Here is a 15,365-nt window from a genome sequence, read left to right as displayed (position 1 = left end):
ACCATCGGCGGTGTGACGAACATCAGCACGGTGGCCTTCGCCATCTGCGATGTCGTGATCGTCCTCGGCTGGATCTGGTCGCTGACCCGCGCCTGGAACGCCCCGCACGACCCTGATCTCGAGCTCGCGATCGAAGCAGCACGACGGGAGTCACGCGGTGCGACCCCCTCGGAGCGTTCGATCGCCGACCTCCGGCGCGATGCCGTGGACTGGAAGATCAAGTTGGAGACGAAGGCGTCGTATCCGGCCTTCGGTTCCGCGGTCCTCAGCGGGGTCACGTTGGGCTTCAGCGGCAATGCCGTGGGGCGCAGCACCTCGTTCGCGGATGCATGGATCGTCAGTTCCGGGATGCTGTTGGCCTCACTCGCGGTGGCCTTCACGAGTCGACTCGTGACGGCCAAGCGGATCCAACACCGGCTCCCACGCCTGCTCGGGCACTGACGCGCGGTAGGAGATCGTCACAAGGCGTCCGCGCCGCGCACCGCATCGGCCGTAACGATATTGTGACATCGAACGATGACAGGTCGTTGGCATCGAGCTCTCCATGGGGGAGGGTTCATCGGACTGAGGAGCGCGGATGCACTCGGCACCCCCGCTACAGCGGTCACGACCTCGCTTCGACGAGGCATCGCAGGATGTTCTCGACCATCTGCGACGGGTCTTCCCGATCGGCACCTGGACGGTCACCCGTTTCGACGGTGAGCGCCAGATCTACCTGACCGTCGACGACACCGATCTCGGCGTGAGTGCGGGTTCGGCGGTGGCGTGGTCGAGTGCGATGTGTCAGAACCTGACCCCCGACGGCGGCCCGCTGATCGCCCATGACATGCGCGCGGTGCCCGAGTATGCCGCGGTGATCGACCTCACCGGGTCGCCGGCGACGAGCTATGTCGGTTTCCCGCTCGCGAAATCCGATGGAACGCTGTTCGGTTCGGTCTGCGGATTCGGCCGCGAGCGTCTGCCGCTCGACGCCGACACCCATACCGAACTCATCACCCTGCTCGCGTCGCTGCTGTCCCGGATCCTCGAAGCCGACCTGCAGGCGACTGCGGCCGAGCGCGCGCTCGAGGCCGCACACCGCCATGCCGACACCGACGCCCTGACCGGGCTGCTCAACCGACGTGGGTGGGAGAGCATGCTGGCGGTCGAGGAATCACGATTCCGTCGCTTCGGCGATCCCGGCGCGGTGGTGGTGATCGACCTCGACGACCTCAAACGCACCAACGACACCCACGGTCACCACGCCGGTGACGACCACCTGCGGCGGGTCGCGGCGTTGCTGACATCCGCGGTGGACGTACCCGCGGTCTTCGCCCGTACCGGCGGCGACGAATACGGCATCCTCATCGGCGGATCACCGCTGCGCGTCGTCGGCCAGGTGGTGGCGGCGATCCGGGAGACGTTGTCCGCGAACGCGATATCAGCGTCGGTCGGTGTCGGGCGTTACGAACCCGCCGACGGACTCGACGGGGCGTGGCGGCGGGCCGACTCCGCCATGTACCTCGAGAAGTCGCGTCGTCGCGGCGACATCGCCTCGGCGTCCTGACCCACCACCGGCCCGCGCGGCGGGGCGCGGTGTCGGCTCGTGAACCAGGGGAGAGACAATGACGGACGTGTCGCTCCTCATCGTCGTCGTCACCATCGTGTTCGCGGTGGCCGTGCTCGCCGGCGTCGCGTGGTTCGTGATCGACTCCATGGTGCGCGTGCGCCGCTTCGCCCGCTCCACCGATGTTCTCCCCGGCCGTCCGGGCACCGCGCCACGCGAATGGGCCGCATCCGACGATCCCGCTCCGCTGCTGCATCGCCGCCTCCGGTACGCCATCGCGCTGGTCCACGAGAACCACACCCTGCGCGCCGACCCCGTCTCGGCGGCCGCGCTCGAGCGGCTCGACGACGCGGTCCTCGCCCTCGACGGCCGACTCGTCGCCGTCGGGACCGGCTCGGTCCCCGGGGGCGACGACGCGTTGGCGCCGTTCGACGACGCCATCTCGGCGCTGGAACGCCTGCCGGGACGGCTCGTCTACCAACCCCCAGGCGTCATCGCCGGTCGAGTCGATGAGACGATCGCGTACCTCGCCGATCCGTCATTGCCGCTGGATACGGGCGAATCGCCCTATTCCGACGACGAGTCATCCTGAGAGACATTCGCCACATCGACAGCGGAAATATCACGGCCTCCGCCCTTCGTTAGCGGTACTAAGGCTCGACGTACGGCCGAGCCACCCGCTGATGCGGGAGTGCGACAGGAGGGCACGAGATGAGCACACCCACCCAGGACGACACCGCCGACACCCCGAGCCGCGACGAGCTCGACGCCCACGTCGCCGAGCGGCTCCATCGACTGACCGAGAACGACCCGCAGGTCGCCGCGGCCCTCCCGAACCCGGATCTCTCCGGGTCCCACGACCCCGACACCCCGCTCGCCGTCGTCATCTCCACCGTCCTTCAGGCGTACGCCGACCGACCGGCACTGGGCACGCGTGCCACCGAGACGACCACCGACGCGTCCACCGGCCGCACCACCCGCACCCTCGTGCCACGCTTCGACACCGTCACCTACGGCGAGCTCGCCGACCGCATCGCGGCCGTCGCCGCCGGATGGGCGGAGTTCGTCCGGCCCGGGCAGTTCGTCACGACCCTCGGCTTCACCAGCGTCGACTACGCCGTGATCGACCTCGCCTGCGCGCACCTCGGCGCGGTGAGCGTGCCGCTGCAGACCAGCGCCACCCCCGCGGCCCTCGCCCCGATCATCACCGAGACCGAACCCACCGTGTTCGCGGTGTCGATCGATCACCTCGCCGACGCCGTCGAGCTCATCACCACCGGTTTCGCACCCTCCCGGCTGGTCGTGTTCGACAACTTCACCGACGACGACGACCACCGCGACCTGATCGCGCAGGCCCGAGAGCGCCTGTCCGGCACGGACACCGCGTTCGAGACCCTGGCCGACACCGTCGACCGCGGTCGCACCGCCCCCGCCGTCCCCGCCTTCGGCACACCCGAATCCGGCGCGCAGGACACCTGGGCCGACGCGCTCGCGACCCTGATCTACACCTCGGGCAGCACCGGAACGCCCAAGGGCGCCATGTACCCGACACGCAACGTCGCCCGCCTGTGGACCACGTTCTGGTTCGACACCGGCGCGATCCCCGAGATCTCGGTCAACTACATGCCGATGAGCCACGTCGCCGGCCGAGCCGTCCTCGCCAAGACCCTCGGCAGCGGCGGTACCGCGTACTTCGTCGCCGCCAGCGATCTGTCGACCCTGCTCGAGGATCTCGCGCTGGTCCGCCCGACCGCGCTGATGCTCGTCCCACGCGTGTGCGACATGATCTTCCAGCGCTTCCGCAGTCAGGTCGACCACCGACTCGACGCCGACGCCACCGATGTCGGTGCCGTCGAGGACGCGGTGAAGGCCGAGTTGCGGGAGGAGCTGCTCGGCGGACGCGTCCTGTCGGCGATGTGTGGCACCGCGCCACTCGCGCCGGAGATGGCCGAGTTCATCACCACCTGCGCCGACGTACCCCTCGTCGACGGTTACGGCTCCACCGAGGCCGGTCCGGTGCTCATCAACGGCGTCGTCAACCAACCGCCGGTCACCGAGTACAAGCTGATCGACGTCCCCGAACTGGGCTATCACACCAGCGACACCCCGCATCCGCGCGGCGAACTGGTCCTGAAATCGGACTCGATGTTCCCCGGCTACTACAAGCGTGACGCGGTCACCGCCGAGGTCTTCGACGACGACGGCTTCTACCTGACCGGCGACATCATGGCCGAGACCGAACCGGGCCACCTCGTCTACCTCGATCGCCGCAAGAACGTCCTCAAGCTCTCCCAGGGCGAGTTCGTCGCGGTGTCACGACTCGAGTCCATCTTCGTCACCGCTGACGGCGTCGCTCAGATCTTCGTCTACGGCAACAGCTCTCGCGCGTTCCTGCTCGCCGTCGTGGTGCCCACCGACGAGGTGTCGGCCGAGATCGACTCCGACGCGCAGTTGCGTACCCGACTGCTCGACGCCATCGGCGAGAGCGCCCGCGGCGCCGGACTGAACTCGTACGAGATCCCGCGCGACATCATCGTCGAGCGGTCGCCGTTCACCCGCGAGGCCGGTCTGCTCTCCGGCGTCGGCAAGCTTTTGCGACCGGCGCTCACGGAGCACTACCGCGGCAGCCTCGAGGCGCTGTACACCCAGCTCGCCGACGGGCAGAACGACGAGCTGCGTGACCTGCGCCGCCATGGCAACGACCGCCCGGTTCTCGAGACGGTCACCCGTGCGGCGATGGCCACGGTGGGAGGCTCGGGTCAGGTCGAGGGGAGTGTCCGGTTCTCCGATCTCGGTGGCGACTCGCTGTCGGCGCTGACGTTCTCGAACCTGTTGACCGACATCTTCGACGTCGAGATCCCGGTCGGTGTGCTGATGAGCGCGGCCACCGATCTGAGCGCCATCGCCGAGCACATCGAGCGTGCACGCGCGGGCGCCGTGCGGCCCACCTTCACCTCGGTGCACGGCAAGGGTGCCACCGAGGTGTTCGCCGAACAGCTCACACTCGACAAGTTCATCGACGCCGAGACCCTCTCGGCTGCACCGTCACTGCCCCGGGCCCCGGAGAAGCCGGGCACCGTGTTGCTGACCGGGGCGAACGGCTACCTTGGCCGCTTCCTGTGCCTGGAATGGCTGGAACGTCTCGACGCCTCCGACGGCCGGTTGGTGTGCATCATCCGCGGGCGTGACGCCGACGACGCCCGCGCCCGCCTCGAATCCGCTTTCGACAGCGGCGATCCGGAACTGCTCTCCCGTTTCCGGGAACTGGCGGGTCGTCGACTGGAGGTGCTCGCCGGCGACATCGCCGACACCGACCTGGGACTCGACGCGTCAACGTGGCAGCGTCTGGCCGACGAGGTCGATCTCATCGTCCATCCCGCCGCCCTCGTCAACCACGTGCTGCCGTACGACCAGCTGTTCGGACCGAACGTGGTGGGGACCGCCGAGCTGATCGCGCTGGCACTGACGAGCCGCGTGAAGCCGATCACGTACCTGTCGACCGTCGGCGTCGCCGCCGACGGCGGACCGTCGATCCTCGACGAGGACCTCGACATCCGTTCGGCCAGTGCGCGACGGTCGGTCGACGAGACCTACGCGAACGGATACGGCAACAGCAAGTGGGCCGGGGAGGTCCTGCTCCGCGAGGCGCACGACCTCTGCGAGCTGCCGGTGGCGGTGTTCCGCTCGGACATGATCCTGGCCCACAGCACATTCGGTGGCCAGCTCAACGTCCCGGACATGTTCACACGGCTGGTGCTGAGCGTGATGGCGAGCGGCGTGGCGCCCGGTTCGTTCTATCGGTCCGATGACGGTTCGACCGATCGACCGCGGGCGCACTACGACGGCCTGCCCGCGGACTTCACCGCGACCGCCATCACCGACCTCGGTTCCTCGGTGCACAAGGGGTACGAGACCTACAACGTCGTGAACCCGCACGACGACGGCATCTCACTGGACACCGTCGTCGACTGGCTGATCGACAGCGGTGTCGCGGTGACCCGCATCGACGACTACGCCTCGTGGGTCGCACGATTCGAGACCTCGATCCGTGCGTTGCCCGAGGCGCAGCGGCGGGCGTCGCTGCTGCCACTGCTCCACGCGTTCGCCGAACCCGACGTGGCAATCGCCGGGTCGGCCATCCCGTCGCGGCGCTTCGCCGCGGCGGTGGCCGAGGCGCGTATCGGTGACAACGGCGAGATCCCGCACCTCAGTGCCGAGCTCATCGCCAAGTACGTCGCCGATCTGCGGTCGCTGGGGCTGGTCGACGCCGCCCGCTGACCTCGTCCGCGAGGGCGCCTGCAGCTAACGGCTGTGGGCGCTCTCGCGGCTGGGCTGTGCCAGGAGCACCGGAAGGCGCGCGAACCCGTTGAGCACGCGGGTGTCGCGTTTGGTGCCCTGACCGGCCGAGGTGATCTGCGGGAACCGGTCGAACAAGGACTTCAGTCCGACCTCGGTCTCCGCCCTGGCCAACGCCGAGCCCAGGCAGAAGTGTCGTCCGCCGGAGAACGACAGGTGCTTGTTGGCGTTCTCCCGCGTCACGTCGAAACGTTCGGGATCGGTGAAGACCTTCGGGTCACGGTTGGCGCCGGCGAGGACCAGCACCACCAGGTCACCCTTCGACAGCGCCTCGCCGCCGACCTCGACGTCACGGCGCGCGACGCGCGCGGTGATCTGGACCGGGGCCTGCAGTCGCAGCATCTCGTCGGCGGCATTGGCCCACAGTGAGGGATCCTCCTGCAGGAGCGCCAGCTGCTCGGGGTGCTTGATGAGCAGGTCGATCCCGCTGCCCAGGATGTTGACGGTGGTCTCGAATCCCGCGGCCAGCACCAGTCCGGCCGTGGCCCGCAACTCGTCGTCGGTCAGTGACACCCCGTCCTCGGTCGCCCGGATCAGCTGGCTCATGAGGTCGTCGCCGGGGTTGCGGCGCAGTGTCGCGAGGTGGTCCGAGAGCCACTGGTCGAAGCCGAGGAGTCCGGTCTCGACCCGGGTGAACTGCGCCCAGGTGAGGCCCATGTCGAGGCTCGGCGCGGCGAGCTCACCGAATTCCAACACGCGACCGCGTTCGGACTCGGGGACACCGAGGATGTCGCTGATGACCGCGACCGGCAGTTCCGCGCAGTAACGCTCCACGATGTCGATCGGACCGCTCTGGTCCATCAGCCCGTCGAGCAGACGGTCGGCCGTCTCCTGCACGTTGTCGCGCAACGCCGCGACCGCACGCGCCGTGAACACCGATGACACCAGCTTGCGATAGGTGGTGTGCTCGGGCGGCTCGGTGGCCAGCAACGACGGCGGGCGCAGCGGGTGCAGCGCCCCCGACCGCGTCCGCTCCTCGATCCATTTCAGCGGACCGGGGAGCCGGGACCCGAGAACGATCGTGCGGAAGTCGTCGGACCGCAGCGTGTCGTACACGATCCCGTGGTCGACGGTCACGCTCGCCAACCGCGAACGCACCACAGGAGCGGCCTCACGGATCTCGCCGTACAGGCCGGTCGGGTCCTTGCGCGCCGAAGGATCGGCGATCAGCCGTGCCTGCAGATCACCTGCGGCAGCGGCACGACCGGCGACGAAGCGCAGGAATCCGTGCATCGCAAACCATCTCAACCTCATCCGCACTGCGTTTCCCCGACTCATCCTCATCCCACCTTCTGCGCACGTGACACGACTCACTGTCATGATGCTCTTTGTGCACAAGTGTGCACAAGCGCGCGCGGGTATGACAGCCCGCCGCCGAGATACCCCCACCTGCACAGACAGGAGAACACCGATGAACCGACTGGCCCAGAACTACCGGGGATGGAAAGAGTTGGGGCCCGGCGGACTGCCCGCGAACCAGATCGGCTGGGTCATCACCAGCGCACTGCGACCGTGGGGCCGCGATCCACTCGACGTCAGCGGCGACGAACCAGCCGGCGATGACGTCCACCGTCTACACCTACCCGACCGCGAGGGACCCCGACCCTCCATCGCGCCGTACCCGATCCCGCACCGGGAGACCGGCGCCGACGCCGACGCGGCCCGTGTGGCCGGTCTGGAGTCGCGGCTGCGAGACGCCGCCGAGGACAACGGCTTTCACCTCGAACGCAGCCGGTTCGAGAAGCGCGGAGACGCCCTGTTCTGTACCGAACCCGGCACCGCCTGGGCCCGAGACGCCCACGGCGAGATCGCGCACGTACACGGACAGGGATCGATGCACGTGGTCGCCGCACCCGACGACGTCCACGAGATCGTCGACCGCGGGTGGGGCGAACGACACCCACTCGCGGGCAGGATCGGACTGCCCGACAGCTACCTGTTCCTCTACGCCCCGCGCACCGATGACGAACAGGCAGTCGTGGAGCAGATCATCAATCGGGTGATGCACACCGCGCGATGACCCCGGCGCCGCGGTCGGCCGATCAGCCCTTGGCTCCGATGGCGTTGGTGACCGAGCCGATGACGTCGATGGAGAGAGTCACGGTGTTGCCCGGCGCGATCCACCGATCCAGTTCCAACCCGCAGCCCGACGGCAACGTGCCCGAGGTCATCATCTCGCCGGGGAACACGTCTTCGCCCCGGCTCGCGTAGGCGACGGTGTCTCCGGGTCCCCACCGCAGCCCGGCTGTGCCGGTGGACGACCACGTCTCGCCGTCGACCACCACCGACGCCGACAAATCGTCGAGTCGATCGAGAACCTCATCGGCGGTGACGACGACCGACCCCATCGAACTGGCGAAGGTCTTCGTCTTCACGACGGGTCCGAACGAACCGTTGCGTTGTTCGTCCCACTGGGTGTCGCGGGCGCTGAGATCGTTGAACACGACGAAGCCGCCGATGGCGTCGGCGCCCTGGGCGGACGTGGCGTCGCGCAGGGGCCGGTCCACGATCATCCCGAACTCGAGCTCGAAATCGAGCAGATCGGAGTACGACGGCCACGGGACGACATCGCCGTCGCCAAGGATCGTCAGGTGGTTGCCGGTGTAGTACATCGGGTGATCGGAGAACGACGCCCCGGGGCGCAGCGCAGGGAAGTCCTTGCGGGTCACCATCTCGACACCGCGGATGAACGGCATCGCGGCGGGGATGTTGCGCCGTACGAGTTGGTGGGCGGCCTGGCTCCAGTGCTGTTCCCATCCCATGAAGCAGCGCAGCGACGCCGGCTGCAGCGGTCGGGCGGGCGTCGGCGTCGCCACGGCGACGCCCTCGGCGACCGCACGGTCCATCAGGGATGCAGCGATGTCGCGACCGCGTTCGCGGGCGGCGAGGAACGCGAGCACGTCGCGGGTAGATTCGCCGCGCGCGGCGGGGTCGAGCGCCTGCGCCGCCGCGTCGAGGTCGATCCACTGCTGCGACGTCTCGTGCCACGCGGCGACCGCTGGCGTCTCGCCCGATCCGACCGTACGTACCCGCATCGTCCACCCTCCGACCGTGGTCCCGTCGTCGGGACCGGTTGGGCTCAGACCCTACGTCAACAGATGTTGCGGGCACGTCCTTCTGCACGGCGACAGGAGATCTCCACAGAGGACGGGGCGCTCGGTCGGATGGACGACGGGTGTGTCAGCCGATGGCGTCGAGTTCGGCCATCGCGTCGGCGGGGAGTTCGAGGGCCGCGGCGGCGATGTTCTCCCGCAGGTGTTCACGCGAGGAGGTGCCGGGGATCAGAAGGATGTTGGGGGAGCGCGCGAGCAGCCACGCAAGGGCCACGCTCATCGGGGACGCCTGCAGGCGCGCCGCGACGGCGTCGAGTCGCTCGGATTGCAGCGGCGAGAACCCACCGAGCGGGAAATAGGGCACGAAGCCGATCCCGTCCGCGGCGAGCTCGTCGACGAGCGCGTCGTCGACGCGGTGGGCCACGTTGTAGTTGTTCTGCACGCAGACGATCGGGGCGATCGATCGCGCCTCGGCCACCTGCTCGGCGTTCACGTTGCTGACGCCGAGGTGTCTGATCAGCCCCTCCCGCTGCATCTCGACGAGGTGCGTGAAGGGCTCGGCCAACGAACCGGGAGTGGCCTCACCGAACCCACCGACCCGCAGGTTCACCACGTCGAGGGCGTCGAGTCCGAGGTTCGTCAGGTTGTCGTGCACGGCGGATCGCAGGTCGTCGCGCGACAGCGCCGACGGCCAGTTGCCCTCCGCGTCGCGACGAGCACCCACCTTGGTGACGATGTGCAGATCGTCCGGGTAGGGGTGCAGGGCCTCGCGGATGATCTGGTTCGTGACGTGCGGTCCATAGAAGTCGCTGGTGTCGACGTGGGTGATCCCGGCGTCGACCACGGCGCGCAGCACGGCCACCGCGGCGTCGCGGTCGGCCGGCGGGCCGAACACGTGCGGACCGGCCAATTGCATGGCGCCGTAACCCATCCGGGTCACGGTGATGTCGTCGGAGAGGGGGAAGACCCCCGCGGTCGCGATCGCGTCGTCCATCCCTCGATGCTACGGACGATCGCGGCCGCGGGGTCCGCACCCCGCCAGAGTGCGGACTCGGGTCAGGTGCGGTCGGTCGCGGCTCGGAGCCGCTCGATCTCCTCGGAGGCCTGCGCCTTCGTGAGATCGGCCGAAAGGGTCTCCCCGGCGTCGCGGGCGAGGGTGTCGAGGTAACTCCGCTGGGCTCCGGTCATCGGCTCGTCGCCGGTCACCCAGTCCTCGGGATCCTTCTCGGTGGTGTTGCCGGCGTCGGCTCCGATGACATCGGAACCGGTGGTGGACGCTGTGTCAGGTGTCGAACCTGTGTTCGAATCGGTCATGACTCGACAGTACGCGCCCGCGGCCGTCGGTGCCCACCATCTCGCGTCACAGCATGTGGTTGCGTGCGTAGATCCTCGCCGCGCGCGGTGTCAGCAGACCGACCTCGTCGAGGAACTGCATGAGGTGCACCGAACCGCTGCGCACCATCCGGTGGTGGTGGTCGTTGCCGATCATCGCCGCCACGGCACGGCGACGGTCGAGACCGGCGTCGGTGAACGCCTGCGGGCGCACGAGGCTGCAGATGATCAGCTCGGCACCCAACGCGATCAGGACCGCACTGGTCTCACGGCGTAGTCGTCCGGCGCCGTCCATCGCCTCGCGGACCTGTTCGCGCGCGAAGCGCATGTGCCGCGACTCCTCGAGCACGTGGATCTCGTTGATCGTCTGGATCATGGGCAGCACCCGCGGGTCACCCAGCGAACCCCGCTGCATGACATCGAGGATCTCCTCGGCCACCAGGATCCCGCCATAGGCGAGCTCGCCCCCGGCCGTGTTCATGAAGAACCGTCCGAGCGTGGCCACCCGCGGGCCGGGACGGTACGACGTGCCGACCATCTTCTGCGCCGCGAGGGCGAACATGAGCGAGTGCCGACACTCGTCGGCGACCTCGGTCATCGCGAACCGGAACTCCTCGGACTGCACGGGCGAGGAACGCTGGTCGCGGATCACCATCTTCTGCAGGGCCATCTCGAACCAGATGCCGATCGTCATGGTCGAGGCGAACTCGTGGCGGGTGAGCGTGACCCGCTGCTCCTCGGTCAACTCGTCCCAGTAGTCGGTGCCGTAGAGCGTCGACCACTCGGGCGAACATCCGTGTTTGGTCGGGTCGAGTGGGGCGTTCCAGTCGATCTCGGTCATCGCGTTCCGCGACGCCAGCACCGACGAGTCGGCGAGACGCCGCGTGATCGCCTCCATGCCCACGTCGAGAGTGCTCGTCGCCGGCGCGACCGGTCGATCGTCCATCGTCGTCATCACGTTCCCATCACGCACAGTGCCATTGTTTGATGTCAGAGTAGCGCTGTGTGTGACGCAGGGGATCACCTACCGCATCACCCCAGCGTGTCGGCGAAGAGGGCGCGGAGTTCCGCGAAGCTGCGTTCGGCCCCTGCCTCCTGGTACATCGAGGTGTCAGCCATCGAGTACCCGTGCGGCGCGTCGGGGTAGATCTCGTTCGTGGCCGTCAATCCCGCGTCGGCGAGCGCCGACCCGAGTGCCGCCACGGCGTCGGGACCCATCGACCCGTCGTTGTCCGCGTGCCCGTAGACGAAGCGCGCACGGGCCGTGGCCAGCGACAGATGCGGACTGTCGGCGTCGTCGGTCACGAGCCCACCGCCGTGGAACCCGGCCGCGGCCACGACGTTGTCCGGGAACTGGCCGGCGTAGCGCGTCACGAGACGAGCACCCATGCAATAGCCCACCGTTCCGACCCGATCGCCGACCACGGCGTCGAGGGCGAGGAGTGCGGAATGGTAGGCGGCGATGTCACCGGCGGCGCGCTCGGTGGTGAGAGCGGCCATCCGCGGACCGACCCCGGAGAAGAATTCGTCTCGCGCGCCGGGTTCGCGGAGGTCGACGGTCGGCATCAACGTGTCGACGTCGCCGTCGCGGTAGAAGACGTTGGGCGACAACACCACGTAACCCCAGGACGCGATGCGCTCGGCCATGGCGACGATCTGTGGCCGGAGTCCGATGGCGTCCATGAAGAGGAGAACGCCCGGGCCGGTTCCCGCGGGGGGAGTGGCGACGTGGGCTTGCGCGGTTCCGTCTGGCGTGTCGACGGTGATGAGATCCATGACCGCCACCGTACGTGCGGAACCTGTTTCGGTCGTCTCAGCCGGCGAGCGGCGCAGGCGCGTCGGGTGCCTGCGGCACGACGGCCTCGCCGGTGAACATGTCGCGGCGCCACGGGCTCACCGTCGGTTTCCCGTATTCCATGTCGCGCAGGCGCTTTGCCAGTGCGGGCAATTCCCGTACGTGGAGAACGGCCGCCATCTCGGAGTACCACCGCAGGACGTCGATGACCGACATGTCCAGTATGGCAGCGACTTCGGCCAGCGTACGGCCCTCGGCGACGAGGTCGGCGATCGATTTGTGGGTACCGATCGGAAGGGCGTGATTCACAACGTTTTCGCTCACGTCCTCGACGGTAGGTCGAGGTGCCCGACGGCGAAAGCAGCACACGGACTTCGGTGCGCGAACGATGCCCCGGTCACGAAAAGGTCACGACACCTCGTCGGGCACGTGCGGCGTGTCGTGGTCGGTGTGGGGGTAGTCCTCCAGCCCTGCGGGATCTGCACCGAGTTCGGTGGACTGTTCGATCAGATCGGCGTCGTCGGCGCTGTGCAGCGGATTGCTCAGGGGATCCATGACAAACCTCCTCGGAGACGATCGGGTGCTGTCGCACATTTCTAGCACTCGACCGACGCGAGTGCCAGCACCACGGTCGGGGTCGCTCACGTCGCATCATGGGTACGACCCCCGTCCTGTCCCGGCGGAGCAACACACCTCGGTACGGGAGCGGGGACATGACCCGACTCGGCGCCGATCGGGCACGGCCCGGGGGCATACTTCTCGACGAGCCGCTCAGTTCGCGGCAGCGGCGCCGGACAGCCCCGTCCGCCGCGCCCACGCACAGATCAGGAGTGCCATGTCGCCCGAGAACGAATCCCCGGACATCAAGCCCCGCAGTCGCGACGTCACCGACGGCCTCGAGAAGACCGCCGCCCGCGGCATGCTGCGCGCGGTCGGGATGGGCGACGAGGACTGGGGTAAATCGCAGATCGGCGTGGCGTCCTCGTGGAACGAGATCACCCCGTGCAACCTGTCGCTGCAGCGTCTGGCGAAGGCGGTGAAGGAAGGCGTGTCCGCGGCCGGTGGGTTCCCGCTCGAATTCGGCACCATCTCGGTCTCGGACGGGATCTCGATGGGCCACGAGGGCATGCACTTCTCGCTGGTGTCCCGTGAGGTGATCGCCGACAGCGTCGAGACGGTGGTCAGCGCCGAACGTCTCGACGGATCGGTCCTGCTCGCCGGCTGCGACAAGTCGCTGCCCGGCATGCTGATGGCCGCCGCCCGACTCGACCTGGCCAGCGTGTTCCTCTACGCGGGGTCCACGCTGCCGGGCTTCGCGAAGCTCTCCGACGGCAGCGAGCACCAGGTGACCATCATCGACGCCTTCGAGGCCGTGGGCGCCTGTTCGCGAGGCCTCATGTCGCGTGCGGACGTCGACACCATCGAGCGCGCCATCTGCCCCGGCGAGGGTGCGTGCGGTGGCATGTACACCGCCAACACGATGGCGAGCGCGGCCGAGGCGCTTGGTATGTCGTTGCCCGGCAGCGCTTCTCCGCCGGCGCCGGACCGCCGCCGCGATCAGTTCGCCCACGCCAGCGGCGAGGCCGTCGTCGAGCTGCTGCGCCGCGGGATCACCGCGCGCGACATCCTCACCAAGGAGGCGTTCGAGAACGCGATCGCGGTGGTGATGGCGTTCGGTGGGTCCACGAACGCGGTGCTGCACCTCCTCGCCATCGCCCGCGAGGCGGAGGTCGAACTGACCCTCGACGACTTCACCCGCATCGGTTCCCGGGTCCCGCACCTGGCCGATGTCAAACCGTTCGGCAAGCACGTGATGACCGACGTCGACGCCATCGGCGGGGTCCCCGTCGTGATGAAGGCTCTCCTCGACGCAGGTCTGGTGAACGGTGACTGCCTCACCGTCACCGGGAAGACCATGTCGGAGAACCTGGCTCACATCACCCCACCCGATCCCGACGGCAAGGTGCTGCGCGCCATGTCCGATCCGATCCACCCGACGGGCGGGATCACGATCCTCAAGGGGTCGCTGGCGCCGGGCGGCGCGGTGGTGAAGTCGGCAGGCTTCGATTCCGACGTCTTCGAGGGCACCGCACGGGTTTTCGAGCGTGAGCGCGCGGCCATGGATGCCCTCGAGGACGGCACGATCGCGGCAGGCGACGTGGTCGTCATCCGCTACGAGGGCCCCAAGGGCGGCCCGGGGATGCGCGAGATGCTGGCCATCACCGGCGCGATCAAGGGCGCCGGACTGGGCAAGGACGTCCTGCTGCTCACCGACGGTCGGTTCTCGGGCGGCACCACCGGCCTGTGCGTCGGCCACGTCGCGCCCGAGGCCGTCGACGCCGGCCCCATCGCCTTCGTCGCCGACGGTGACCGGATCCGGCTCGACGTCGGCAAGGGCACGCTCGATCTACTCGTCGACGAGCTGGAACTCGAGGCGCGTCGCCAGGACTGGGCGCCGCTGCCGCCGCGCTACACCCGCGGTGTGCTGGCGAAATACACCAAGCTCGTCGGTTCGGCATCCGAAGGCGCGGTGCTGACCTGAGCGGCGGTGGTCTGGGCGGTGGCGGCGGGGCGTCGGTCCTGGTCATCGGCGCCGGCCCGGGCATCGGCCGGTCGGTGGCACGGCGCTTCGCCGCGGCCGGTCACCCGGTGGGCGTGATCGCACGATCGCAGGCGACGATCGACGCTCTGCTCGTCGATCTCCCCGACACGGCAGCCGGCGCACGAGCCGACGTCGCCGACGCGGACGCATTGCGTACCGCCGTCGACGATCTTCTCGAACGGCTCGGGGTCCCTGAGCTCGTCGTCTACAACGCCGGGGTCATCCGCACCGACACGATCGACGACCTCGACGCGCAGACCCTTCTCGACACGTATGCGGTCAACGTCGGGGGAGCGGTCACGACCGCGGCGACCGTCCTCGACCGGATGGGTCAGGCGGGAGGCGGTCGATTCCTGTTGACCGCGGGTATGCCGCACCCGCTGCCCGCACTGACGAGCCTGTCGCTCGGCAAGGCCGGTGTCCGGGCGCTCGCCGAACTGCTCGACACCGGTCATCGCGACCACGGCGTGCGGTGCGCCACGGTGACGGTGTGCGGTCCGGTGGCCCCGGGTACGCGCTACGACCCCGACCTCATCGCCGAGACCTACGCGGATCTGCACCACCGTGCCGACGCGGACTGGGTCACCGACGTGCGCTTCGGTGACCCGGCCGACGCCGCAGGCTGAGCACGGACCGCCCGGTAGGTGCGCACGGTGCCGATGAGTTCTCGCCGCGGTCGGG

General features: G+C 68.7%; 15 protein-coding genes. 7 read left to right on the top strand and 8 right to left on the bottom strand.

What is annotated here, in order from left to right:
• The first annotated feature begins 12 nt into the window (after positions 1-12).
• The 4 genes from ASG12_RS08885 to car all read left to right on the top strand — a co-directional run bounded on the left by ASG12_RS08885 (position 13) and on the right by car (position 5,824).
• Complete coding sequence (locus tag ASG12_RS08885) at positions 13-441, top strand: hypothetical protein (RefSeq protein ID WP_055788318.1); 429 nt, start codon at positions 13-15, stop codon at positions 439-441.
• A 136-nt stretch (positions 442-577) separates the two neighbouring features.
• Positions 578-1,546: a GGDEF domain-containing protein gene (locus ASG12_RS08880; RefSeq protein WP_055788315.1), complete on the top strand. Its 969-nt coding sequence runs from the start codon at positions 578-580 to the stop codon at positions 1,544-1,546.
• A gap of 58 nt (positions 1,547-1,604) precedes the next feature.
• On the top strand, positions 1,605-2,138 hold the full coding sequence (locus ASG12_RS08875) for a hypothetical protein (RefSeq protein ID WP_055788312.1): 534 nt from the start codon (positions 1,605-1,607) through the stop codon (positions 2,136-2,138).
• 119 nt (positions 2,139-2,257) lie between these two features.
• The gene (gene car, locus ASG12_RS08870; protein WP_082501814.1) at positions 2,258-5,824 is read left to right on the top strand and encodes a carboxylic acid reductase; all 3,567 of its coding nucleotides are present in this window, start codon (positions 2,258-2,260) and stop codon (positions 5,822-5,824) included.
• A gap of 24 nt (positions 5,825-5,848) precedes the next feature.
• Here car and ASG12_RS08865 read toward each other — a convergent pair whose 3' ends face one another.
• Positions 5,849-7,162, bottom strand: coding sequence for a cytochrome P450 (locus tag ASG12_RS08865; RefSeq protein ID WP_055788309.1), 1,314 nt, complete (start codon positions 7,160-7,162; stop codon positions 5,849-5,851).
• 151 nt (positions 7,163-7,313) lie between these two features.
• On the opposite strand from ASG12_RS08865, the gene ASG12_RS08860 reads away from it, so the two are divergent.
• Complete coding sequence (locus tag ASG12_RS08860; RefSeq protein ID WP_055788306.1) at positions 7,314-7,922, top strand: luciferase domain-containing protein; 609 nt, start codon at positions 7,314-7,316, stop codon at positions 7,920-7,922.
• Positions 7,923-7,944: 22 nt separating this feature from the next.
• Here the strand turns inward: ASG12_RS08860 and ASG12_RS08855 are convergent, their stop codons facing one another.
• The 7 genes from ASG12_RS08855 to ASG12_RS21665 form a co-directional block, all read right to left on the bottom strand.
• A complete protein-coding gene (locus ASG12_RS08855) occupies positions 7,945-8,937 on the bottom strand; it encodes a fumarylacetoacetate hydrolase family protein (protein WP_055788303.1) in 993 nt (330 codons plus the stop codon).
• Positions 8,938-9,082: 145 nt separating this feature from the next.
• On the bottom strand, positions 9,083-9,949 hold the full coding sequence (locus ASG12_RS08850; protein WP_055788299.1) for an oxidoreductase: 867 nt from the start codon (positions 9,947-9,949) through the stop codon (positions 9,083-9,085).
• A gap of 62 nt (positions 9,950-10,011) precedes the next feature.
• Positions 10,012-10,269, bottom strand: a complete 258-nt coding sequence (locus ASG12_RS08845) for a DUF3072 domain-containing protein (RefSeq protein ID WP_045822830.1) — start codon at positions 10,267-10,269, stop codon at positions 10,012-10,014.
• Positions 10,270-10,315: 46 nt separating this feature from the next.
• The gene (locus ASG12_RS08840) at positions 10,316-11,242 is read right to left on the bottom strand and encodes an AurF N-oxygenase family protein (protein ID WP_055788298.1); all 927 of its coding nucleotides are present in this window, start codon (positions 11,240-11,242) and stop codon (positions 10,316-10,318) included.
• A gap of 77 nt (positions 11,243-11,319) precedes the next feature.
• The gene (locus ASG12_RS08835) at positions 11,320-12,063 is read right to left on the bottom strand and encodes a dienelactone hydrolase family protein (RefSeq protein ID WP_055788295.1); all 744 of its coding nucleotides are present in this window, start codon (positions 12,061-12,063) and stop codon (positions 11,320-11,322) included.
• A 37-nt stretch (positions 12,064-12,100) separates the two neighbouring features.
• Positions 12,101-12,406: a hypothetical protein gene (locus ASG12_RS08830; protein ID WP_156378039.1), complete on the bottom strand. Its 306-nt coding sequence runs from the start codon at positions 12,404-12,406 to the stop codon at positions 12,101-12,103.
• Between the two features lie 84 nt (positions 12,407-12,490).
• The gene (locus tag ASG12_RS21665; protein WP_156378038.1) at positions 12,491-12,637 is read right to left on the bottom strand and encodes a hypothetical protein; all 147 of its coding nucleotides are present in this window, start codon (positions 12,635-12,637) and stop codon (positions 12,491-12,493) included.
• Positions 12,638-12,917: 280 nt separating this feature from the next.
• On the opposite strand from ASG12_RS21665, the gene ilvD reads away from it, so the two are divergent.
• Together ilvD and ASG12_RS08820 are read left to right on the top strand one after the other, a co-directional pair.
• Positions 12,918-14,624 carry a dihydroxy-acid dehydratase gene (gene ilvD, locus ASG12_RS08825; RefSeq protein ID WP_055788290.1) on the top strand — a complete coding sequence of 569 codons (1,707 nt, stop codon included), beginning with the start codon at positions 12,918-12,920 and terminating at the stop codon, positions 14,622-14,624.
• Positions 14,531-15,310: an SDR family oxidoreductase gene (locus ASG12_RS08820; protein ID WP_327197948.1), complete on the top strand. Its 780-nt coding sequence runs from the start codon at positions 14,531-14,533 to the stop codon at positions 15,308-15,310. Before ilvD ends, ASG12_RS08820 begins: the two co-directional genes overlap by 94 nt.
• Positions 15,311-15,365: the final 55 nt, after the last annotated feature.

It is taken from the genome of Williamsia sp. Leaf354, from assembly GCF_001424365.1.
Lineage (GTDB): Bacteria > Actinomycetota > Actinomycetes > Mycobacteriales > Mycobacteriaceae > Williamsia_A.
This window is presented reverse-complemented; position numbering and strand designations above follow the sequence as displayed.